20 protein-coding genes are annotated in these 21,452 nt (G+C 63.0%); 7 read left to right on the forward strand and 13 right to left on the reverse strand.

Going from position 1 to position 21,452, the window contains the following annotated elements:
- Positions 1–52 precede the first annotated feature (52 nt).
- Positions 53–739: a response regulator transcription factor gene (locus WDB88_RS02920; RefSeq protein ID WP_339108708.1), complete on the forward strand. Its 687-nt coding sequence runs from the start codon at positions 53–55 to the stop codon at positions 737–739.
- Positions 740–859: 120 nt separating this feature from the next.
- On the opposite strand, the gene WDB88_RS02925 is transcribed toward WDB88_RS02920, so the two are convergent.
- The 12 genes from WDB88_RS02925 to WDB88_RS02980 all read right to left on the reverse strand — a co-directional run bounded on the left by WDB88_RS02925 (position 860) and on the right by WDB88_RS02980 (position 14,854).
- Complete coding sequence (locus WDB88_RS02925) at positions 860–1,825, reverse strand: hypothetical protein (RefSeq protein ID WP_339108709.1); 966 nt, start codon at positions 1,823–1,825, stop codon at positions 860–862.
- 139 nt (positions 1,826–1,964) lie between these two features.
- On the reverse strand, positions 1,965–2,309 hold the full coding sequence (locus WDB88_RS02930; RefSeq protein ID WP_339108710.1) for a DUF3775 domain-containing protein: 345 nt from the start codon (positions 2,307–2,309) through the stop codon (positions 1,965–1,967).
- Between the two features lie 69 nt (positions 2,310–2,378).
- Positions 2,379–3,809 carry a DNA recombination protein RmuC gene (rmuC, locus tag WDB88_RS02935; RefSeq protein ID WP_339108711.1) on the reverse strand — a complete coding sequence of 477 codons (1,431 nt, stop codon included), beginning with the start codon at positions 3,807–3,809 and terminating at the stop codon, positions 2,379–2,381.
- A gap of 29 nt (positions 3,810–3,838) precedes the next feature.
- A complete protein-coding gene (gene mutL, locus WDB88_RS02940) occupies positions 3,839–5,773 on the reverse strand; it encodes a DNA mismatch repair endonuclease MutL (RefSeq protein ID WP_339108712.1) in 1,935 nt (644 codons plus the stop codon).
- A gap of 85 nt (positions 5,774–5,858) precedes the next feature.
- On the reverse strand, positions 5,859–7,160 hold the full coding sequence (locus WDB88_RS02945) for a pitrilysin family protein (RefSeq protein WP_339108713.1): 1,302 nt from the start codon (positions 7,158–7,160) through the stop codon (positions 5,859–5,861).
- Entirely contained in the window at positions 7,157–8,497 is a 1,341-nt protein-coding gene (locus tag WDB88_RS02950) for a pitrilysin family protein (RefSeq protein ID WP_339108714.1), read from the reverse strand. The genes WDB88_RS02945 and WDB88_RS02950 overlap by 4 nt, the downstream gene beginning before the upstream one ends.
- 126 nt (positions 8,498–8,623) lie before the next feature.
- A complete protein-coding gene (locus WDB88_RS02955) occupies positions 8,624–9,157 on the reverse strand; it encodes a DUF3035 domain-containing protein (protein ID WP_339108715.1) in 534 nt (177 codons plus the stop codon).
- A gap of 52 nt (positions 9,158–9,209) precedes the next feature.
- Positions 9,210–9,704 (reverse strand): signal peptidase II, encoded by a 495-nt coding sequence (gene lspA / locus WDB88_RS02960; RefSeq protein WP_339108716.1) that lies wholly within the window; start codon positions 9,702–9,704, stop codon positions 9,210–9,212.
- A gap of 60 nt (positions 9,705–9,764) precedes the next feature.
- Complete coding sequence (locus WDB88_RS02965) at positions 9,765–10,031, reverse strand: hypothetical protein (RefSeq protein ID WP_339108717.1); 267 nt, start codon at positions 10,029–10,031, stop codon at positions 9,765–9,767.
- Positions 10,032–10,079: 48 nt separating this feature from the next.
- Positions 10,080–11,666, reverse strand: a complete 1,587-nt coding sequence (gene purH, locus WDB88_RS02970) for a bifunctional phosphoribosylaminoimidazolecarboxamide formyltransferase/IMP cyclohydrolase (protein ID WP_339108718.1) — start codon at positions 11,664–11,666, stop codon at positions 10,080–10,082.
- 16 nt (positions 11,667–11,682) lie between these two features.
- Positions 11,683–13,464: a heparinase II/III family protein gene (locus tag WDB88_RS02975; RefSeq protein ID WP_339108719.1), complete on the reverse strand. Its 1,782-nt coding sequence runs from the start codon at positions 13,462–13,464 to the stop codon at positions 11,683–11,685.
- Between the two features lie 115 nt (positions 13,465–13,579).
- Positions 13,580–14,854: a transcription antitermination factor NusB gene (locus tag WDB88_RS02980; protein ID WP_339108720.1), complete on the reverse strand. Its 1,275-nt coding sequence runs from the start codon at positions 14,852–14,854 to the stop codon at positions 13,580–13,582.
- Between the two features lie 145 nt (positions 14,855–14,999).
- On the opposite strand from WDB88_RS02980, the gene WDB88_RS02985 reads away from it, so the two are divergent.
- From WDB88_RS02985 to WDB88_RS02995, 3 genes are all read left to right on the forward strand, one after another.
- The gene (locus WDB88_RS02985) at positions 15,000–15,206 is read left to right on the forward strand and encodes a DUF1674 domain-containing protein (protein WP_339109458.1); all 207 of its coding nucleotides are present in this window, start codon (positions 15,000–15,002) and stop codon (positions 15,204–15,206) included.
- A 45-nt stretch (positions 15,207–15,251) separates the two neighbouring features.
- Positions 15,252–16,364, forward strand: a complete 1,113-nt coding sequence (locus tag WDB88_RS02990) for a pyridoxal phosphate-dependent aminotransferase (protein ID WP_339108721.1) — start codon at positions 15,252–15,254, stop codon at positions 16,362–16,364.
- Between the two features lie 103 nt (positions 16,365–16,467).
- Complete coding sequence (locus tag WDB88_RS02995) at positions 16,468–16,857, forward strand: DUF305 domain-containing protein (RefSeq protein WP_339108722.1); 390 nt, start codon at positions 16,468–16,470, stop codon at positions 16,855–16,857.
- Positions 16,858–16,879: 22 nt separating this feature from the next.
- Here WDB88_RS02995 and WDB88_RS03000 read toward each other — a convergent pair whose 3' ends face one another.
- Complete coding sequence (locus tag WDB88_RS03000; RefSeq protein WP_339108723.1) at positions 16,880–18,085, reverse strand: aminotransferase class V-fold PLP-dependent enzyme; 1,206 nt, start codon at positions 18,083–18,085, stop codon at positions 16,880–16,882.
- Between the two features lie 186 nt (positions 18,086–18,271).
- Between WDB88_RS03000 and WDB88_RS03005 the strand changes: the two genes are divergently transcribed.
- The 3 genes from WDB88_RS03005 to WDB88_RS03015 all read left to right on the forward strand — a co-directional run bounded on the left by WDB88_RS03005 (position 18,272) and on the right by WDB88_RS03015 (position 21,434).
- A complete protein-coding gene (locus WDB88_RS03005) occupies positions 18,272–20,014 on the forward strand; it encodes an ABC transporter ATP-binding protein (protein WP_339108724.1) in 1,743 nt (580 codons plus the stop codon).
- A 55-nt stretch (positions 20,015–20,069) separates the two neighbouring features.
- Positions 20,070–20,804 (forward strand): folate-binding protein, encoded by a 735-nt coding sequence (locus tag WDB88_RS03010; protein ID WP_339108725.1) that lies wholly within the window; start codon positions 20,070–20,072, stop codon positions 20,802–20,804.
- 309 nt (positions 20,805–21,113) lie between these two features.
- Positions 21,114–21,434 (forward strand): DUF6280 family protein, encoded by a 321-nt coding sequence (locus WDB88_RS03015; protein ID WP_339108726.1) that lies wholly within the window; start codon positions 21,114–21,116, stop codon positions 21,432–21,434.
- Positions 21,435–21,452 lie beyond the last annotated feature (18 nt).

The raw sequence follows: 21,452 nt of genomic DNA on the forward strand, positions 1-21,452 counted from the left end.
CTTGGCGGTGCCGTGACCCTTGACGGGCCTGTCCGCCGGAACGGAGGCATGAATGTCAGGTTTGAAGAAAATCCTTCTGGTGGATGACGATACCGATCTGCGCGAAGCACTGGCCGAGCAACTGGTCGCGACGGAGGATTTCGACGTCTTCGAAGCGGGCAATGGTGCCGAAGCTGTCGAGAAGGCCAAGGCGGGTCTTTATGATCTGGTCCTCCTCGATGTGGGTCTGCCCGATACCGATGGTCGCGAGCTGTGCAAGAAGCTGCGCAAGCAGGGCGTGAAATGCCCCATCGTGATGCTGACCGGCCATGACACCGATGCCGATACCATTCTGGGTCTCGACTCGGGGGCCAATGACTACATCACCAAGCCGTTCAAATTCCCCGTGCTTCTGGCCCGCCTGCGCGCCCAGCTTCGCACGCATGAACAGTCGGAAGACGCCGTATTCCAGCTTGGCCCATATACGTTCAAACCCTCGCTCAAACTGCTTGTCGACGATAAGGACAAGAAGATCCGCCTGACCGAGAAAGAGACGAATATCCTCAAGTTCCTCTACCGTGCCCCCGATGGTGTGGTGCCGCGCGATATCCTGCTGCATGAGGTCTGGGGCTATAATGCGGGCGTGACCACCCACACGCTGGAAACCCATATCTACCGCCTGCGCCAGAAGATCGAGCCCGATCCCACCAATGCGCGCCTTCTGGTGACCGAATCCGGCGGCTATCGACTGGCCGCCTGACCCTTCGCCTTTTCACTTATTGTCTCTAAGGGAAAACTCTGGCGAACTGGCCCTACCCGTCTCGGGTGGGGCCTTTGCATTTGCGCGATGTCTCGGGCAGGGATGTCGCCGCCACAGATGCTATTGCCGCAGGCCCAAGGTCATATCCATGCAGAGCGGCGCATTCAGCGGTGTGCCCGCGTCGCGGATCGCGCGCAGTTTGGCCTTATAGGCTGCGGCTGCGGGAAGCGCGGGAATAAGGGGCGTTACGACCGCCATGGATTCCGGTGTGCCGATCTGGCGGCTGATATCTTCGATGATATCCTGTAGCGGCGTCTCGGGTTCGATGGTCAGCCGCCACATCGCCATTTCCAGAATGGTGGCGGGGCGGCGCGCCTCGAAGGCGCTGCCCAGAGTTTCGCGGTTCGAGGCCTCGTCCGGAGGTTCCATCAGTCCCATGCGGTTGGCGGCGGCCTCCGAGGCCTGTAGCGCGGCAAAGACCTCGAGCGCCTCGCGGAAGCTGCGCCCCGCATCGAAGGTATAAAGCTGCGAGAATTGTGGCACGTCACAATAGTCGAGCTGGTCCATATCCGCACCGGTCTCGTTGACCCATGCCGTCAGCAGGGGCAGGCCTTCGCGCGGGAGCGGCGTGAATTTGGTCTGGCCGAGATCGGTGGTCAGGGTGAACCCTCCGGCGGCATCGCCGGTCAGCTTGGCACCGTTCATGCGCCGGATCAGCGGCTCGTAATAGAGTTTCTGATCGGCTGTCGGATCGCCGCTTTTGCGATTGGCATCGCTGGGCTTGTCGTCGCGCGTGACATTGCGATCGGTGATCTTGATGGTGCCGTCTTTTTCGGAATAGCGCAGCTTCAGCCCATCCCAGAGCATGTCGCAATAGCCGGTATCGCGGCAGGTCGTGACATCGGGCGTTTTGACCGAGGCATAGGTCACCGTGATGGTGGTGCCGTCAATCTGCAGATGGATATAGCGCGGGTCTGTCGTCTGGTTGTCGAGAATGGGGGTCGCCAGCAGGAACCCGCCATCCGGCAGGGCAGAAGCCGTCTCGGCCCAGAGCAAAGCAGGAATCAGACAAAAAAGCGCGCGCATGCCAAAGATCCGAAAGAACTATCTCTTTCGTAGCCTGCACCTAGGTCGCTGTGCAAGGCCGCAGAGACGACAAAACCCCTAAGCGGCCTCACTAATCTGACAAAAATAGAGATGTCCGGTCCATGTTTTCCGGCGCGGCTCAGACCGTGGGGAAGGTCTCTTCCTCTGCGGCATCCAGATCGATCCCCAGCGCGTCGGCGCCCATTTCCAGATGGTCGGCCAGAAGCGGGTTATCCAGAAGGTAGTCCTCGGTCGGGACGGTAGCCTCGGTTTTCGCCATTTCGATGGCTTCGTCCAGATCTTCCGGCTCGTAGGTATCGCGGCCAATCCACATGATTGCGGTCAGTTCGGCCTGTTCGTCCTCGTTCAGGGCCGCGATAAAGCTTTTCAGCTCGCGCGCCTTGCCACTGCCGGGAATATCGGCATCGAATTTGCGGGCACGGATGATGATCGTGGCAAGTTTGGACGGGGATAGCGTCATCATGGGAAAGTCCTCCATATAGCGGTAGTGTTGCGCTATCGCGATCCTCCGGCAAGCGAAATCGTTTGGATCTCAGGCTTGCGACGTATCATCGGCAAGAAGCGGCGAAGAGAGGCCGCGCGGATGGGCTTCGACAAAGCCGGGGCTGTCCATGCTGCTTTCCTCGGGCACCACGCCCATCACCTCGAAGCGCCGCGCGGCGGGCAGCACGCGCCCCTCGAGCGAGCCGACGGCCTTGTTGTAGCGGTCCACCGACTGGGTGAGCGCGCGCCCGATTCCATCCATATGGGTGCCGAACACCTTCAGCCGGTCATAGAGGTCGCGGGCGGTTTTCTGCACCTCCAACGCGTTTCGGGCCATGCGTTCCTGTTGCCAGCCATAAGCGATCGCCTTCACCAACGCCATCAGCGTGGTGGGCGTGGCAATCAGCACCTTCTGCGCAAAGGCATAGTCGATCAGGCCGGGGTCGGCTTCGGCGGCGGCCGACACGAAGGTTTCGCCGGGAATGAACATCACCACGAAATCGGGCGTGCCCTCGATCTGCGACTGGTAGGATTTGGAGGCGAGCTGTTTGACATGGGTGCGGATATGGCTGGCGTGGCGGGCCAGTTGCGCGGCCTGCTGATCGGGGGTCTCGGCGTCGAGCGCATCCAGATAGGCCTCAAGCGGTGTTTTGGCATCCACCACAATCGAGCGCCCGCCCGGAATATGCACCACTGCATCGGGGCGGCGCGCACCCTCATCTGTGGCCACATGCTGTTCCAGATGGAAATCGACATTTTCCGTCATGCCTGCCATTTCAAAGACCTGACGCAGCTGCATCTCGCCCCAGCGGCCCCGCGTTTTTGGCGCGCGCAGCGCCTGCACCAGCTTGCGGGTCTCAAGGCCCAGATGCGCCTGCCCCTCGGCCAAAGCCTGCACCTGCTGGTGGATCGCGCCGTAAGCCTCGCCACGGGCCTTTTCCAACTCGGCGATCTTCACACCCATCTCGCCCAGACGCTGGTCCAGCGGTTTCACCAGATGTTCGATGGCTTTGCTGCGGCGGTCGAGTTCCTCACGCGCGCCCTGTTGATGGGTCTGGAATCGCTCGGAGACCAGCCGCAGGAACGCTTCGGAGTTCTGCTGCAAAACGCCAGAGGCCACATGGGAAAACCGGTCCTCGATCTCGCGCTTCATGCCGCGCAATTCTTCCAGCCGCGCCTCATGTTCGCGCTTGAGCGAATGGAAGGCCTGTTCGGCCTGCACGCGGTGGCGATATTCGCCCTCCAGCCGCGCACGGGTCTGGCGCAGCTCGTCCATCACATCGGGCAGACGCTGGGAATTGGCTTCCTCGATCAAAAGCGCCTCGCGCATGCGCCGCGCCTCGCCCTCCCAAGCGCGGGTTCGGGTCAGCTCGGCCTCGGCACGGCCTGCACGGCGCAGGGCCGCGACCAGTGCCAGAAACAGCACAAGGGCCAGACCCGCAAGGCCCAGCGTCACAGGATCATTCGGGATGTTTTCCACAGGCGGGGTCCGTTTATTCAGCGAGGACGTCAGGTACGGCCAAACAGCCGCTCGATATCGGAAAGTTTGAGTTCCACATAGGTGGGGCGGCCGTGGTTGCACTGGCCGGAATGGGGCGTGGCCTCCATCTCGCGCAGCAGGGCGTTCATCTCTTCGGCGCGCATCTGACGCCCCGAGCGGATGGACCCGTGGCAGGCCATACGCGACAGAACGGCCTCGATTTTGGCCTGCACCAGCTGGCTGTCGCCCAGATCGGACAGCTCGTCCAGCACATCGCGCAGCAGGTTTTCGGCGTTGATTTCCCCAAGGATCGCAGGGGTTTCGCGCACGGCAATCGCATGGCCGCCGAATTCCTCGATGCTCAGGCCCAGTTTGGAGAGCGTTTCGGCATGTTCCAGCAGAAGGGCGGCATCCCCTGCCGAAAGCTCGACGATCTCGGGGATCAATAGCGCCTGAGCAGGCACGCCGTTTTCGGCCATCTGGCGTTTGAGACGCTCATAGACCAGACGCTCATGGGCGGCATGCTGGTCCACGATCACCATACCGCGTTCGGTCTGGGCCACGATGTAGTTTTCATGCAGCTGGGCGCGCGCGGCCCCCAAGGGACGGGCGGTCAGATCGGCAGGGGCGGTTTCAAACCGTGCCGAGGGGCTGGCATAGCCGGGCTGGGCCTCGTGGAAGGCGGTCGTTTCGGCAAAGCCGTCCTGCGGTTGTGAAGGGTAGGCGCGGGCCGGATAGGCGGGCGCGGGCTGGAAATCGGGCGCTTGGGCGGCATAGGCCGCGCGGGTTGCCCCCATGCTGGGGCGGTCCATCTGATAGACGCGGGCAAAGCTGGGCTGTTGGGGGCTTGCTTCGGGCATCGCTTCGGGGCGGAATGCCGCCAGCGTTGCATCGGCCACCGTGGTCGAGGCACGATGCCCTGCACCCCCCAAAGCCGCCCGCAGACCCGAGACGATCAGCCCGCGCACCACTTGGGCTTCGCGGAAACGGACCTCGGCCTTGGCGGGGTGGACGTTGACATCGACCCGCTCAGGATCGCAGCTGACAAACAGCGCCGCCGCCGGATGACGCTCGCGCGAGAGGAAATCCATATAGGCCGCGCGCAGGGCGCCGATCAGCATCTTGTCCCGCACGGGGCGGTTGTTCACAAAAAGATACTGCTCCACCGCTGCCCCCCGCGAATAGGTGGGCAGCGCCGCATAGCCGGTCAGCCGGATGCCCTCGCGCTCGGCGTCAATCCGGATTGCGTTATCGGCAAATTCGCGGCCAATGACCCGCGCCAGTCGCATGCCAAGCGCATCAAACATCTCGCCCTGCTCGGCGTCAAAGCGGAAGATCTCGCGCTCGCGCCGGCCTTCGGAAATATCGCGCAGGGTGAAGCTGATCTTCGGCTCGGCCATCGCCAGCCGCTTCATCACATCCGAGATCGCCTGCGCCTCGGCGCGGTCGGTGCGCATGAATTTCAGCCGCGCGGGCGTCGCATAGAACAGATCGCGCAGCTCGACCACGGTGCCACGGTTCAGCGCCGCCGGTTTCACCGCGCCGATCTGCCCGCCGTTCACGGTGATCGTGGCCGCATCATAGCCTTCCGCACGCGAGGTGATGGTCAGCCGCCCGACCGACCCCAGCGAGGGCAGGGCCTCGCCGCGGAAGCCGAAGGTATGGATATTCAGCAGATCCGAGCCGTCAATCTTCGAGGTCGCATGGCGTGACAGCGCCAGCGGCAGGTCTTCGGCGGTCATGCCGCAGCCGTTATCGGTGATGCGGACCAGCGTCTTGCCGCCATCGGCATAGGCCACATCCACCCGCGTGGCACCTGCGTCGATGGCGTTCTCCACCAGCTCCTTGACGGCAGAGGAGGGGCGTTCCACCACCTCGCCCGCCGCAATGCGGTTGGCGGCGGCATCGTCAAGCTGGCGGATAACGGGGCGTTTCGGGCCGATATTGGGGGTGTCAAGCGTCATGCCACCACACCTAGCATAAATAAAGCCTGCCCGAAACGGGTTCGGGCAGGCTTTCCTGTGGATATCTCGGTCATTACTCCGGAGGTTATTTCAGGCCCGTAGGCCGACCGACCACAACAAAGCGCAAATCCTCCGCCTTGAGCAGCCGCTTGGCCACGCGGGCGATATCGTCCTTGGTGACCGCTTCGATCTTGGCATTGCGCGTGTTGATATAATCGACAGGCATATCCGAAAGCTGCATCCCTGCCAGAATGCTGGCGATCTGGCTATTGCCATCAAAGCGCAGCGGATAGGCGCCGGTCAGATAGGTCTTCGCATCGGCCAGTTCCTTGTCGCTGACCTTGCCATCGGCCGCCTTGGCCCATTGGTCTTTCACGACCTTGATCGCCTCTGCGGTCTTGTCATTGGCCGAGGCAAAGCTGCCCTGCCATGTCTTCGCCAGATCCTGATCGATCAGATAGGTGTAGATGCCATAGGTCAGCCCGCGTTTTTCGCGCACCTCATCCATCAACCGCGAGGAAAACCCGCCCGCTCCAAGGATCTGGTTCAGCACGAAGGCCGCGAAGAAATCGGGGTCTTCCATGCCGATCCCTGCCTGACCGAACATCACCACCGATTGTGGCGTGTCGAAATCCACCACCGTGGTGCCGCCGCTGAGTTTCAGCTTGGCCTCGGCTGGCATATCCGCGCCTTTGGCGGGCAGATCCCCCAGCAGCTTGTCCAGCAGCGGGCCAAGCTGGTCTGCGGTAATGTCCCCCACGGCAGAGACAACCATCCGGTCCTTGGCCATGACGCGGGCTTTGGCGTCAAACATATCCTCGCGGGTCAGCGCGGCCACGCTTTCGGCGGTGCCGTTGATCGAGCTGCCATAAGGGTGGCCGCCAAAGGCCTCATGGGCAAAGGTCTTGGACGCGATGGCATTGGGGTCTTGCGCGTTCGAGGCGATAATGGCCTGCACCTGACCGCGCACACGGTCCACGGCGGATTGGTCGAAACGCGGGTTGATCAGCGCCTGACGCAGTAGGTCCACCGCCTGATCGCGGTTTTCGGTCAGCATCTGCGCGCTGATGGTCAGCGTATCGTCGCCCACATCAAAGCCGAATTTCGCGGCAAGGGATTCTTCGGCTGCGGCGAAATCCTGTGCCGACATATCGCCTGCACCTTCCTCCAGCGTGGCCGTCATCAGGTTGATCTCGCCGCGCTTGTTGGGCGCGTCAAGGCTGGCACCGCCCTTGAAGCTGATGCGCAACGCGGTGAAGGGGATGTCATGCGCCTCCACAAGCCAGGCATGAAGCCCGCCGGGAGAGGTGACCTGTTCGATATCCAAAGCACGCGCGGGCAGCGACAGTGTCAGCGCGAAAAGGCCTGCAAGGAAAAGCCGGATCATTGTTTGGGCGCCTCCTGCGCGGCGGGTTTCTCAAGATAGCCTGTCACGGCATTGCGCTTGTTCAGCACGTCTTTCGCGGCGGCCATGACATCTTCGGGGGTGACGGCTTCCAGCACCTTGGGCCAGTTCTGCACATCTTCCACCGAGAAGCCGGACGCAAGCGCCGTGCCATAGCGTTGGGCAAGGCCCTGCACATTGTCCTCGGTATAGATCTGGCTGGCATGGATCTGGGTCTTGATCCGTGCGAACTGGTCGGGGTCGATCCCGTTGGCCATGAAATCGGCCAGCGCCTTGTCCAGCGCGGTTTCCGCCTCGGGCAGGGACACATCGGCGGCAGGCACGACAGACAGGCCGAAGGTCGTCTTGTCGATCGACATTCCGTCATACCATGCGCTGACAAAGATCGCCTCGCCCGAGCCGAAGATCAGCTTCTTGCCCAGAACGGAGGTCTGGGAATTGCCGCCCAGAAGCTCGGCCAGAACGGTCAGGGCCGCCGCTTCTTTCTGGTCTCCGGGATTGCGCTCGGGGGCGAGATAGGTCCGCATCAAAGAGGGCTGCGCCACGCGCGGGTCCTGAAAATCGACCTTGCGTTCGGCCAGTTGCGGCGGTTCCTGCGGACGCAGGCGCGGCGGCAACTGGGTATTTGCGGGGATCTGGCCGTAATATTTCTGGGCCAGCGTCTTCACCTCTTCGGGGGTGACATCCCCCGCCACGATCAGCACGGCATTATTGGGCGCATAATAGCGTTTATACCATGCCAGTGCGTCCTCACGGGTCAGCCCTTCCATTTCCGCGCGCCAGCCGATGATCGGGGTGCCATAGGCCGAGTTCTGGTATTGCGCCGCGCTCATCTGTTCGGCGAACTGTGCCTGCGGGTTGCTGTCGATCCGTTGCGACCGCTCTTCCAGAATCACCTGACGCTCGGTTTTCCAGTCATCGGGAGAGATGCGCAGATTATGCATCCGGTCCGCTTCCATCTTCATGACCAGATCCAGACGGTCTGCCGCGATGCGCTGGAAATAGGCGGTATAATCATCGCTGGTAAAGGCGTTGTCGGCCCCCCCGTTGGCCGAGACGGTCTTGGACAATTCGCCCGGTGCCATGGTCTTGGTGCCCTTGAACATCAGGTGTTCGAGATAGTGGGCGATGCCGGATTTTCCGCGCACCTCATCGGCAGAGCCGACCTTATACCAGACCATCTGGACCACAACCGGAGCACGATGATCCTCGATCACCACGGTCTGCAACCCGTTATCCAGTGTGAAGGAGCTGACCTCCGCCGCCGCAGCCGGAAGGGCTGTCAGGGCAAAGGCAGCGGCAAGCCATGCGCGCAACATTCGGACCTCAAGTGTTTTGCGCTACCTTGTCGCCTGTTGCCGTGGCCCGCAAGTCGTTTGACGGGGAGTTGATGGATAACTCCCCTCAAATAACGAAGAAATTATAGCTGCGCGGCAGAGCGGGCCTTATTTTGCGGCCTGTGCCGCGCCCGAGGGCGGTGCCGACGGCGTTGCGGCATTCAGTTTGCGCCAACGTTCAAGTTCGGCTTCCTGATCAAGGGCCATCGGTGCATAGGCCTGATAATAGAGCGTCTTGCCGGTCAGGCGGTCAAGAAGGCGCCCGTTATGGTCCTTGCGGTATTCCAGATCGGCGGCCGCCAGCTGGCTGCGGATCGCAGGATCCGTGCCTTTACGCATTGCATAGCCGATCAGGGCGCGGTCCGCGCCTGCGGTCGTGCGGGCATTGGAGCTTCCGCCAAGGGCCGCAATCGCATCGGCTTCCGGCGTCGGGTCAACCAGATTGCGCCCGCCCGGCGTCGGCGTCGGCAGGTCATTCAGGTCCGAGGGCATTTGCAGCGACTTGGTCGGCACAATGGCAAACTCGTCCGGACCCGGCCGGTTGGTACGCAGTTTCATCAGTTCGGGCACATTCGACCCGCCACAGGCACCCAGCAAAAGCACCCCTGCAAGGGCGATCCCGAGATTTGATGCTGCCGACATTGGCCACTCCCTCATCGATACTGCCTCGTCATAACCTAAAGTCCAGCGGGCGTCACGCCCCTTTGGACCGTCCTTTTTTGCCGCGCGATTCATTGCCCGTAAAGAGCGCAAGCCCGACCGCGCCAAGGAAGATCGCGATATCCGCCACGTTGAAAGAAAACGGGTTTTGCCAGCCGGGGAGGGAGGTGTTGATGAAATCGGCCACGGCTCCGTAGAAAATGCGGTCGATCACATTGCCCAAAGCCCCGCCGATCAGCAGTCCGGCGGAGGCTTGCACCTTGGCCGTTTGCGGTTTGCGCGCGATCCAGATGGCGACCCAGACGGAAATCATCAGGGCCAAGGCGATCAGCAGGATGCGCGTATAGTCGGTATCGCCGGAGAACAGCCCGAAATTCACGCCCCTGTTCCACGCCATGCGAAAGTTCAGGAAAGGAGGCAGCACCTCGATGGCATAGCGCTGGTCGAGCTGCATCAGATGCACCACGATATATTTCGAGGCCTGATCGAGCACCAGAACGACCAAGGCCCAGAGAGTTGCCAAACGCATGCGTGATCCCTTTTACAATCATCCCCCTATGCCCCGAAAGCGGGGGCGGGGGCAAGAGATCTAGGGCCTGGATGGCGTTTTGGTGATGGGGGACGGGTGTTTCTTCGATGAGCGCAGGAGCCAGATGCCAAGCGCGAGCCCTGCGCCGCCAAGGCCGAGCGGTAGACCGATAAACATCGCGAGGAGCAGAGCCTCTTCCCCTTTGCTGCATCCGGTCGCGCTGCCGAAGGCACAGCCTTGTCCGGCAATTCGAGGGCCAAAAAGCAGGGTGGCAAGGCAAAGCGGAAAGGTAATGGCGATCAGGATATAGCCGACAAAGCGTTTCATTGAAATCCGTTTGGAAAAAGGCGGACCCTGAGGCCCGCCTTTGGCGGATTAGTGACGGAAGTGGCGCATGCCGGTGAAGACCATCGCCAGACCGCGCTCGTTGGCGGCGTCGATGACTTCCTGGTCGCGCATCGAGCCACCCGGCTGGATGATCGCAGTGGCGCCTGCTTCGGCTGCGGTGATCAGACCGTCGGCGAAGGGGAAGAAGGCGTCCGAGGCCACGACCGAGCCGATGGTCGGGGTCTTGTCGAAACCGCAGGCTTCCTGCATGTCTTCGGCCTTGCGTGCGGCAATGCGGGTGCTGTCCACGCGGCTCATCTGGCCTGCGCCCACGCCCACAGTTGCGCCGTCCTTGACGTAGATGATCGCATTCGACTTGACGTGTTTCGCGACTTTCCACGCGAACAGCAGGTCTTGCAGTTCCTGCTCCGAGGGCTTGCGCTCGGTCACGACCTTCAGGTCGTCCAGCGTGATGATGCCGTTATCCTTGTCCTGCACCAGAAGGCCACCGGCCACTTGGCGGTAGGTGGTGATCGGCGCATAGACATCCGGCAGGCCGCCGGTTTCCAAAAGACGCACGTTCTTCTTCTTGGCGATGACCTCTTTGGCGGCGTCATCGACAGCAGGCGCGATGATGACTTCCGAGAAGATCTTGGTGATCTCTTCGGCGGTCTCGGCGTCCAGCGTCTGGTTCAGCGCGATGATCCCCCCGAAGGCAGAGGTGCGGTCGCAGTCGAAGGCGCGCTTATAGGCCTCGATCACGGTCTCGCCGGTGGCCACGCCACAGGGGTTTGCGTGTTTGATGATCGCAACGGCGGGCTTTTCGGTGCCGAATTCCGACACCAGCTCGAAGGCCGCATCGGTGTCGTTGATGTTATTGTAGGACAGTTCCTTGCCCTGAAGCTGCTTGGCCGTCGCCACGCCCGGACGGTTCGTGCCATCCAGATAGAAGGCCGCCTGCTGGTGCGGGTTCTCGCCATAGCGCAGGGTCTGCGCGATGGTGCCAGCGAAGGCACGGCGGCGCGGGGCTTTCTCGCCGATGGCGCCTGCCATCCAGGTGGAAACAGCCGCATCATAGGCTGCGGTGCGGGCATAGGCGATCTGCGCCAGCTTCTGACGGAAGGGCAGGGTGGTCGCACCGTCATTCTCGTCCAGTTCTTTCAGAACCGCGTCGTAATCTTCCACATCGACCACGGTCGCCACGAAACCGTGGTTCTTGGCCGCTGCACGGATCATTGCCGGACCGCCGATATCGATATTCTCGATGCAGTCGTCATATGCCGCGCCTTTGGCGACGGTCGCCTCGAACGGGTAGAGATTCACCACGAGCAGGTCGATATTCAGGATATCATGCTCTTTCATCGCGGCGAGATGCTCTTCGTTGTCGCGCAGCGCCAGCAGGCCGCCATGCACCTTGGGGTGCAGCGTTTTCACGCGGCCATCCATCATCTCCGGAAAGCCGGTGACCTCGGCCACATCGCGCACCGACATGCCCGCTTCGCGCAGGGCTTTGGCAGTGCCGCCAGTGGACAGAAGTTCAACGCCGCGCGCGGAAAGTGCGCGGGCAAAATCGATCAGGCCGGTCTTGTCGGAGACCGAGATCAAAGCACGGGTGAGCGGAACGGAACGGGTCACGGGCAGCATCCTTGGATCAGGTGTCGGAATCGTCGCGATCCGCACCATACTGCAGGTCGCGTGTGCCCTGCGACCTATCCTGTGCCTTCGTGAAGGTCCAGCTAATCTGACATCTTTCGTCCAAAAGACGGCCTGAAAGCACGATCTGTTGCGTCGCGCGCGGCCTCAGGCGGCCCTTTTCAAGGTAAACGGACGGATCAAGCGCCAGTTTTAGCGCCCCGTCATGGCGGAAGACCCAGATCTCGCCGGATTTCAGCGCGATGGAAACGGCGTGGCCCCCCATATCCAGCGTGGCATTGGCCTCGGGATGCAGATGGAACCGGATCTGGTAGGGAATGCCGGTAAGTTTCTCGCGCTCCAGCACCGTTTGCAGCCGCTTTTGCCCCTGCGGTGTGGCCGCCGAAAGCGAATCGCACCCTTCCAGCAGGCGGCCGTCGGTGGCAAGCGACAGGCGGCGCAGATGGGTCAGTCCGTGGGTGGCGCTATAGCCGTCATGGCCCGCCATCCAGCTCTGGCCGCTGTCTTCATCGCGCACGGCCCAGACCAGTTCGGGGGTTTCTTCCAGCCAGCTATGCGGGCTGCGGCCAAAGCTGCGTTCGGGGCCGAGCCGTGACGAAGAATAGCCGCCAAGGGCCAGCGTCGAATGGCTGGGCGTTGCCCGTCCGGCCTGATGCCATTCACGGCCAAACTGCGCGCCGGAGCCGCAATTAACGATGATCGGCCTGCGTCGCGAGGTGAGCTCGAAGGCCAGTGTGGACGCATGGGCATCGGTCGATGCCGCCCCTGCGGGTGGTTTGTCGGCATCCATGATCAGGCTGGTGCCGCCACCATGCAGGCGCGCAAAACCCATTGCCAGAGTTCCGGTGGGGCCGCGCCGGATGCCGGTTTCGACCAGCGTCTGGTCGATCCGGTCTGGGTTGCAGGCCTCGCCGCCATGAAAACGCGCCAGCCCGCCATCGGCATGGCGCAAGGCGCGCAGGGTGGGGGCGATCCTTTCGATGGCGGCCAGATGGGCCGGATCGGGGGCGGCGCCGGTGGCTTCGATCGCCTGTTTGGCCCAGTTGAGAAGCGTCAGAACCTCCAGCAGCTCTTCGGGGTTGCGGGTGGCAATACCGCCTTCGATGTCGATCTGGCAGGCGCATTCGGCGGCCAGCCCCGTCAGCGCCTGCGCGCTATGGCCCTGCATGCCGGTCAGCGAGAGCGCGGCATAGATCAGCCCCGTCAGCGCCTCGAACCGCGGCAGGCCCGGAGGCGCGGATTTCCAGCGTTTGGCCAGATAGGTGGTCTGCGCGCCAAGCGCCGCAAAGAAGGCATCGGCCTTGGGTTTGTCCTGCGCATGCAGGATCATCAGCGCGTTATTGATCCAGCGGATCACGCGGCGGCCCGTCAGATCGGGCTGCCAGCCCGCGCCAGTGCCACGGCCATAGCGGTCGATCCAGCCAAAGACCCAATCCTGTGCGCGGGCCCGTGCGGTGCGGTCGCCCACGGCGGCCAGATCATCCAGCCAGCCAAAACCGTGCAGCGCCTCCTCGAAGGCAGGATCGGGCATCGCCAGATCCCAAGGGCTGCGGTCGCGCCCCTCGATCAGAAAGCCCGCCAGAAGGAAATTGCCGCCAATCAGCTGCCGCCCGCGTGCGACAGAGCCGATGGTGCGCGGCTCGGGCTGGCTGGTGAACCCCGTTGCCGGAGCGCCCCGCGCCGCCCTGCGTGCCGCCAGCGTGTTCAACGCCTGCGCCAGACGGGCGCGCTTTTGTCCGCTGGGAGAGGGGGTCGGCTTTCTGGCTGTGGGTTTGGCCAAGGTTCTGTCGCTCGAATTATCTAGGGGGCCGCGCGGGCTTGAAGTGCGGCGATTATGCGTCGGGCGAAAGAGGGTGCCAAGAGGCCCCCGCCTAGACTGCGCCAAATGATGGGCGTTATTCTGCCCGCCGTTTCAACGTGGCCACATAAAACCCGTCCATCCCGCCTTTATCGGCCCAATAGTCGGGGCGCAGACGCAAGCCACCCTCTTCGGTGATCCACTCGGGGTCGATGCCCTCCAACGTGGGGCGGATCACCTCCCACTCGGGGTGGCGCTCCAACGCGCGGCGGATCTGGGTCTCGCCTTCCTCGGGCAGAAGCGAGCAGGTCACATAGGTCAGCCGCCCCTCGGGGGTAAGCCAGCCCATGGCGCGTTCAAGGATCTCTTCTTGCAGCGCGAACAGCCCCTTGATCGAGGCGCTATCCTTGATGGCGGGCAATTCGGGGTGGCGGCGGATCGTGCCGGTGGCCGAGCAGGGCGCATCCAGCAAGATCGCATCAAAAGGCGCCTCGGGGGTCCAGTCCAGCGCATCCGCGGCCACAACCTCGGCGCTCAGCTTGCAGCGCTCGAGGTTCTCATGCAGCCGCGCAAGGCGACGCTCGGACAGATCCAGCGCGGTGACCTGCGCCCCCATCGCCGCCAGTTGCAGTGTCTTGCCACCGGGGGCCGCGCACAGGTCCAGCACCCGCATGCCTGCGGTGGGGGCCAGTGCCTTGGCCGCCAGCGAGGCCGCCGCATCCTGTACCCACCAGTCCCCCTCGGCAAAACCCGGAAGGTCGCGGATCTGGCTCGGTTGATGCAGCCGCACAGAGCCCGTGGGCAGAACCTCGCCCTCCAGCCGCTCGGCCCAATCGGCGGGGTTTTCCTTGACGGAAATATCCACAGGGGCGGGACGCTGATGCGCCTCTTCCATCTTCTGCACCGAGACCTTGCCATAGGCCGACATCAGCCGCCCGCGCAGCCAGCCCGGAAGCTGGCCATAGGGCAGGGTCTCCCAGCGGGCCTTATCCTCGGCCACCTTACGCAGCACGGCATTCACCAGCCCCGCGAAACTATCGGTGCGGCGACCGCCCGATTTGCACAGGGTCACGGCGGCATCCACCACGCCATGATCCGCGCCGCCTTCGGCACATAGCTCGACCGTCGCCAACCGCAGAAGCGCCATGATATCGGGCGTGGGCTTGCGCTTGAGGAAGGGTTTGAGCATCTTGTCGGCCCGCTCCATATGGCGCAGGGTCGAGGTCGCCAGCCGCTGGGCCCGCGCCTTTTCACCGGGGCTGAGGCCATCCAGCGCATCCATCGCGATCTGGTCGGCCAGCGACAGATGGTCGTCAAACACGCCAACAATCAGGCCAAGGGCCGCGCGGCGAGCAGGGTCGGGTTTTGCCATAGCTTGGCCTCCGGCTTGTGAGGATCGATTTCGCGGCCTATATCAGTTGGGTCGTTAAGACAACTCTCATGACAAGAGGTGCCCCATGTCGAAAGACGCCGCCCCGCAAGAGCCCCAACCCGATCTGCCGCCCGCGATCCCGCCAATGCCCCAGCCGGATCTGCCCGCAGGCCCGCCGCCGACACCCGCCCCCGACCTGCCGCCCGCCGCGCAGCGTGCCTTGGCCGAGGCCGAAGAGCGCCGCCGCTTGGCGCAGGCACAGAGCCTGCCGACCGAACTGGGCGGGCGTGATGGCCCAGAGCCGGTGCGCTATGGCGATTGGGAAAAGAAGGGCATCGCGGTCGATTTCTGAACCGCCCGTCTTGCGCTTGGCCGCGAACCTGCTAGCCATTTGCGCATGACATATCCTCGCTATACCCGCCTCGTTTCGTCCCTGCCTGCTTCGGTGCCCTTCATTGGCCCCGAAACGCTTGAGCGCGAGCGTGGTGCCCCCTTTGCCGCCCGTCTGGGGGCCAATGAGAACGGTTTCGGCCCCTCGCCGCGGGCGATTGCCGCGATGGCGGCAGAGGCGGGCGAGGTCTGGAAATATGGCGATAGCACCAGCCTTGAATTGCGTCAGGCCTTGGCGGCCCATCATGGCCGCCCCGAAAACACCATCGTGGTGGGCGAGGGCGTGGACGGGCTGCTGGGCTGTCTGGTGCGGCTGATCATCGAGACGGGCGACGCGGTTGCGACCTCGGCAGGCGCCTATCCGACCTTCAACTTCCATGTCGAGGGCTTTGGCGGTGTGCTGCACAAGGTGCCCTATAAGGGCGACCATGAAGACCCGCAGGCGCTGATTGCCAAGGCGCGGGAGGTCGGTGCCAAGCTGATCTATATCGCTAACCCCGATAACCCGATGGGCACATGGAACACGGGTGCCGCGATCGAGGCGATGATTGCGGAGATCCCCGAGGGCTGTCTTCTGGTGCTGGACGAGGCCTATATCGAGATGGCCCCCGAAGAGGCCGTGCCGCAGGTGGCGGTGGATGATCCGCGCGTCATCCGCATGCGGACCTTTTCGAAACATTACGGGCTGGCGGGTGCGCGCATCGGCTATGCGATGGGCGCGGCCGAGCTGATTGCCCAATTCGAGAAGATCCGCAATCATTTCGGCGTGAACCGGATTGCACAGGCGGGGGCTGTGGCGGCGCTGGCCGATACCACTTGGTCGGCCTTCATGGCGCGGCTGATTGCGGGCGCGCGGGGCCGCATTGCCGAGATCGCAGCCGAAAACGGGCTGGAAGCTGTGCCTTCGGCCACCAATTTCGTGGCCGTCGATTGCGGACGCGACGGGGCCTATGCCCGTGCCGTGCTTGCAGAATTGGCCAAGGCGGATGTGTTCGTGCGGATGCCGGGGGTGGCGCCTCTGGACCGCTGTATCCGCATCTCCTGCGGGCCGGATGCCGAGCTGGACCTACTGGCCAAGGCTCTGCCCGAGGCGCTAGAGCGGGCCGCCGCCGCATTGTAACATATGTCACGGGCGCTTGACGTCACGGCGCTATCGCCCAGCGGTGATTTGCGCAATGCCGCCTGAGGGGCCAGATTTCGGGTATCCGAGAAGGAGATCCGAAATGAGCCGCATGACACGTATCCACAAGATCGCGATGCTCAGCCCCGTGGCCTTTGCGCTGGCCTTCGGGGCCTATGCCCAAGATGCCAGCTATCCACAGATATCGAAGGCGGCGATGGCCACCGCCGATGCCTCGCCCTCGACGGCGGCATTCCAGCAGGCACGGGCGCGAATGGCGCGCACCCTGCCGCATGATTATAGCGGCAATGTCGATCTGGATTTCGTGCGCCAGATGATCCCGCAGAAGAAAAGCGAGATCGCGATGGCCGAGGTGGTGCGTGATTACGGCGAGGACCCCGCCATGCGCCAGCGCGCGGCCCAGCTGATCAAGGCGCAGCAGGACGACCTGCAATGGCTTGAAGGCTGGATGGCCGCGCACAGCAATCGTTAGGGGTAATCGTCAGGGGCGGGTGTTACCTGCCGTGCCGGGCGATCACCCTGGCCGCCGCCGCCACGCCGCCTGCACCATGCGGAATGCCAAGCGCCTGCAGGCCCGCCTCCATCGAGGCGATCACCCCAAGCGTCATATGCGCATTCACATGGCCCATATGGGCGACCCGTAGATAGCTGTCGATTTCGGGGGTGCCCGGTTCGGCCATTCCCAGCCCGATGCCAAGGGTCACGCCGGCTTCGGCCTCCAGCCATTTGCGCAACCGTTCGGCATTGCCGCCGCCGATCCGTGCCGCCGTCACCGAATGGCTGCGCAGCGCGGGGTCGGCCACATTCAGCGCGATGTCATGCCCGCCCGCCGACCACGCGTCAAAGGCCGCCCAGAGCGATTGCGACAGGGTGGCGTGGCGCGCCCAGATGGCCTCGAGCCCTTCCTCGGCGATCATATCAAGGCTTTCGCGCAGCCCGAACATATGGTGGGTCGGGGCGGTGCCGCCGAAATATTCGTAGACATAGTCGGGGAACAGGCGCGGCGTCCAATCCCAATAGGGCGTGCGCAGATCGGCGGCCTTGCCCGCCTCGAGCGCCTTATCCGAGGCAAAGAGGAACCCCAGACCGGGCGGCACCATCAGCCCCTTCTGGCTGGCCGAGATCATGATATCCACACCCCAGTCATCCATGCGGAATTCGTCGCAGGCCAGCGAGGCAATGCAATCCACCGCCAGTAGGGCAGGGTGGCCTGCCGCATCAATGGCCGCACGCAGGGCAGGGATGTCATTGCGGATCGAGGTGGCCGTATCCATATGCGTCACGAAAACCGCTTTGATCTTGCGCTCGGTATCGGCGCGCAGCGCGGCCTCAAGCTGCGCCGGATCGGCGGGGGATTTCAGCCCGAAATCCAGCATCTCGACCGTGATCCCCATACGGCGCGCATACTCGGCCCAGCCATGCCCGAAGCGCCCCGTGGCCATCACCAGTGCCGTCTCGCCGCGCGAGAAGAGATTGGCGTTGACCGCTTCCCACAACCCGTGGCCGTTCGCGATATAGATGCCGCAATGATAGCGCGTCAGCGCGACGGATTTCAGGTCGCGCACCAGACCGGCAGCAAGGGTCTCGATCTCGCCTTCATAGATATTGGGGGCGGCGCGATGCATGGCCCGCAACACGCGGTCGGGCATGGCCGAGGGGCCGGGGATGGCAAGATAGGTGCGGCCATTGGCAAGGCTCATTGGGTGTCTCCCTGTGGTTGACCTATCGGTAAAAACTCCATTTGGCAGGGTCAATCCGCAGCTTTGTGACGATACAAAGTAAAGCTCTGCCAGCCTGCACAACTGCCTGTTTCGCAGGCGAACTTGCATGGGGTGCAAGGGCTGGGCTAAAACCGCGCGACCGAGCCTTTCCCGCAGGAGCGATAGATGGCCAAACGAAATATCTATACCTCGCGCCATATGGTCGCCCGGATCTGGCGCGACTATCTGCGTCCGCATGTGGGGTGGATGGCGATCGCCTTGCTGCTGATGGTGGTCGAAGGCTCGACGCTGGGGGCGCTGAGCTGGCTCTTGCAGCCATTGTTCGACAAGGTGTTCTCCGGCAAGGAGCCGGGGCTGATCTACTGGGCGGGCGGTGCGGTTTTTGCGCTGTTCCTGATCCGTGCGGCCACCTCGATCGCCTCGAAGACGATCATGACGAAAATCTCGCAATCGACATCGACAGCGATGCAGGTCGATCTGGTGGGGCATGTGTTGCGGCTGGACCAGTCCTTTTTCCAGATCAATCCGCCCGGGGCGCTGATAGAGAGGATTCAGGGCGATACGCAGGCGGTGCAGAATATCTGGAAAGCCTTCATCACCGGTGCGGGGCGCGACGCGATCTCGCTTGTCGGTCTGATGGCCGTGGCTTTGGGGGTGGATGTGGTCTGGACGCTGGTGGCGATGGTTGGCTTTCCGCTGCTCTTGGCTCCTGCGGTCATCGCGCAGCGCTATATCCGCCGCAAGACGATGCAGATGCGCGACAGTTCCAGCCAGCGCGCGACGCGGCTGGACGAGATGTTCCACGGTATCAACGCGGTCAAGCTGAACCGGATCGAGGACCAGCAGACAGGACGTTTCCGTGTGCTGGTCAACCGGATCATGGGTCAGCAGATCAAGATGGCCGCGACCCGTGCGCTGATCCCTGCAATGGTGGATATCGTGACGGGGCTTGGCTTTTTTGCCGTGCTGGTGGTGGCGGGGCATGGCATCCTGTCGGGGCAGCGTACCGTGGGGGAGTTCATGTCCTTCTTCACCGCGATGACGCTGACCTTCCAGCCGATCCGGCGACTGGCGGCGGGCACCGGTGAATGGCAGACCGCCGCGGCAAGCCTTGAGCGGATCTATACGCTGTTCGATCTGCACCCGACGGTGGCCGCGCCCCTGCATCCGGCACAGGTTCCGGCCTCGCTGGATATCACGGTGGAAAACGTGACGCTGTCCTATGGGGCAACGCAGGTTCTGCACGGGCTCAGCTTCACCGCCAAAGAGGGCCAGACCACGGCTTTGGTTGGCCCGTCCGGCGCAGGGAAAAGCACCGTTTTCGCGCTTCTGTCACGCTTGCTGGACCCTGACGGGGGGCAGATCCTGTTGGGGGGCGTAGATATCCGGACGCTGGATCTGGGCCAGTTGCGCCAGATGTTTTCGACCGTGGCGCAGGATGCGGCCCTGTTTGACGAGTCCATCCGCGAGAATGTGTTGCTGGGCAAGACGGTGAGCGACGAGCGTCTGCGTCAGGCGCTGGACGGGGCCTATGTCAGCGAGTTCACGCAGGACCTGCCCGAGGGGATAGACACGCCTGCCGGTCCGCGTGGTTCGGCTCTGTCGGGCGGGCAGCGCCAGCGGGTGGCGATTGCCCGCGCCATCCTGCGCGATGCGCCGATCCTGCTGCTGGACGAGGCGACCTCGGCGCTGGATACGGCGTCGGAGAAACGGGTGTCCGAAGCGCTGGAGAAGCTGTCTGTGGGGCGGACGACGCTGGTGATTGCCCACCGGTTGTCCACCGTGCGCAATGCCGACAAGATCGTGGTGATCCGCGAAGGCCGTGTCGAGGATGAGGGGACGCATGAAGAGCTTCTGGCGCGCGGCGGCACCTATGCCGATCTCTGCGCGATGCAGTTGATCGAGTGAGCCCCCATAGACGCGTCTTCGTTGCGGGCCTATATCAGGCGCAAAGGAGACCATCATGAGCCAGCGTCGTATCTACAAGATCAGCGGTCCCGATCGCGAGCATTTCCTGCAAGGGCTGGTCAGCAATGACGTGACACGCCTGAAGGACGGGCCGGTCTATGCCGCGCTGCTGACGCCGCAGGGGAAATATCTGGCCGATTTCCTGCTGGTGCCGTGGGGCGAGGAGATCCTGCTGGATATTGATGCGGGGCTGGCAGAGGCGACGGTCCGCCGCCTGATGATGTATAAGCTGCGCGCCAAGGCCGAGATCTCGGAGACGGACCTCAAGCTGTATCGCGGCACCTCGGAGGTCAGGCCCGACGGGGCTGTGATGGACCCGCGTCATCCCGCGCTGGGCTGGCGGCTTTATGGCGAGACCGAGGGCGATGATGGCAGTGATTTCGACGCGATCCGCGTCGAGCATTGTATCCCCGAGACTGGGATCGAGCTGACGCCCGACACCTTCATTCTGGAAGCGGGGTTCGAGCGCCTGCATGGTGTGGATTTCCGCAAGGGCTGCTATGTGGGGCAGGAAGTGACCGCACGGATGAAGCACAAGACCGAGTTGCGTAAGGGGCTGGTGCGGGTCGCGATTACCGGGCATGCCGCACCCGGAACCGAGATCCGCGCCGGAGAGAAGCCTGCGGGGGTCCTGTTTACCCAGTCCGGCGGGTATGCGATCGCCTATCTGCGGCTTGATCGCGCGGGCGCGCAGATGCGGGCGGGCGATGCGCTGGTCTCGTATGGTTGAGTGTCTTGGGGGAAAGCGGACAGGTTTGCCGGATTTCCCCGTCACTTATCTGTGAGCCATGCGCCCGTTGCGTTCGGAACACAGCTCGGCGTTAATTGGTTAACGTGCGCCACAATGTGACCCTACTTATAAAAACTACTACATATTGTGTTCGATAGATAAAATTCTACCGTATTCACGGCTATTGCAACAAGGTATTCCCTGGGCGCATATCAGATATGATTTGCTGGCTGTATCGAATCGGAAGCTAAGCAGCCTACATGACCGTCACGCCCGGAAACGCAAGAGCAATAATACAAGGACGGAATAATGCGCGATTTCGTGGATGGCTCCGCATTCAACTATGAACAAGGTCAACGCGCACGGAAGCTGTTTGCTGCCGTCGTTCTGGCAGCTCTGGATGATGCGATTGCCGACGATAAGAAATACGGAAATGGCCCAGAGCAGATTGCACGCTGGGCACGCTCGCGCGATGGCCGCGAGGTTCTGTCCTGTGCCGGTATCGACCCCAACGAACGGGTTGTCAGCGGCCTGATGGAATTCGTTTCCAAGGGCATTCGGACCTCTGTCGCTTTGTCGCGTGAGGAAAGCGAACGCCGTATGGCAGCCGAAGAAGCCGAGGCTGCCTGATCTTCAGGCGGAGGTTCC

The organism is Thioclava sp. GXIMD4216, assembly GCF_037949285.1.
GTDB lineage: Bacteria > Pseudomonadota > Alphaproteobacteria > Rhodobacterales > Rhodobacteraceae > Thioclava > Thioclava litoralis.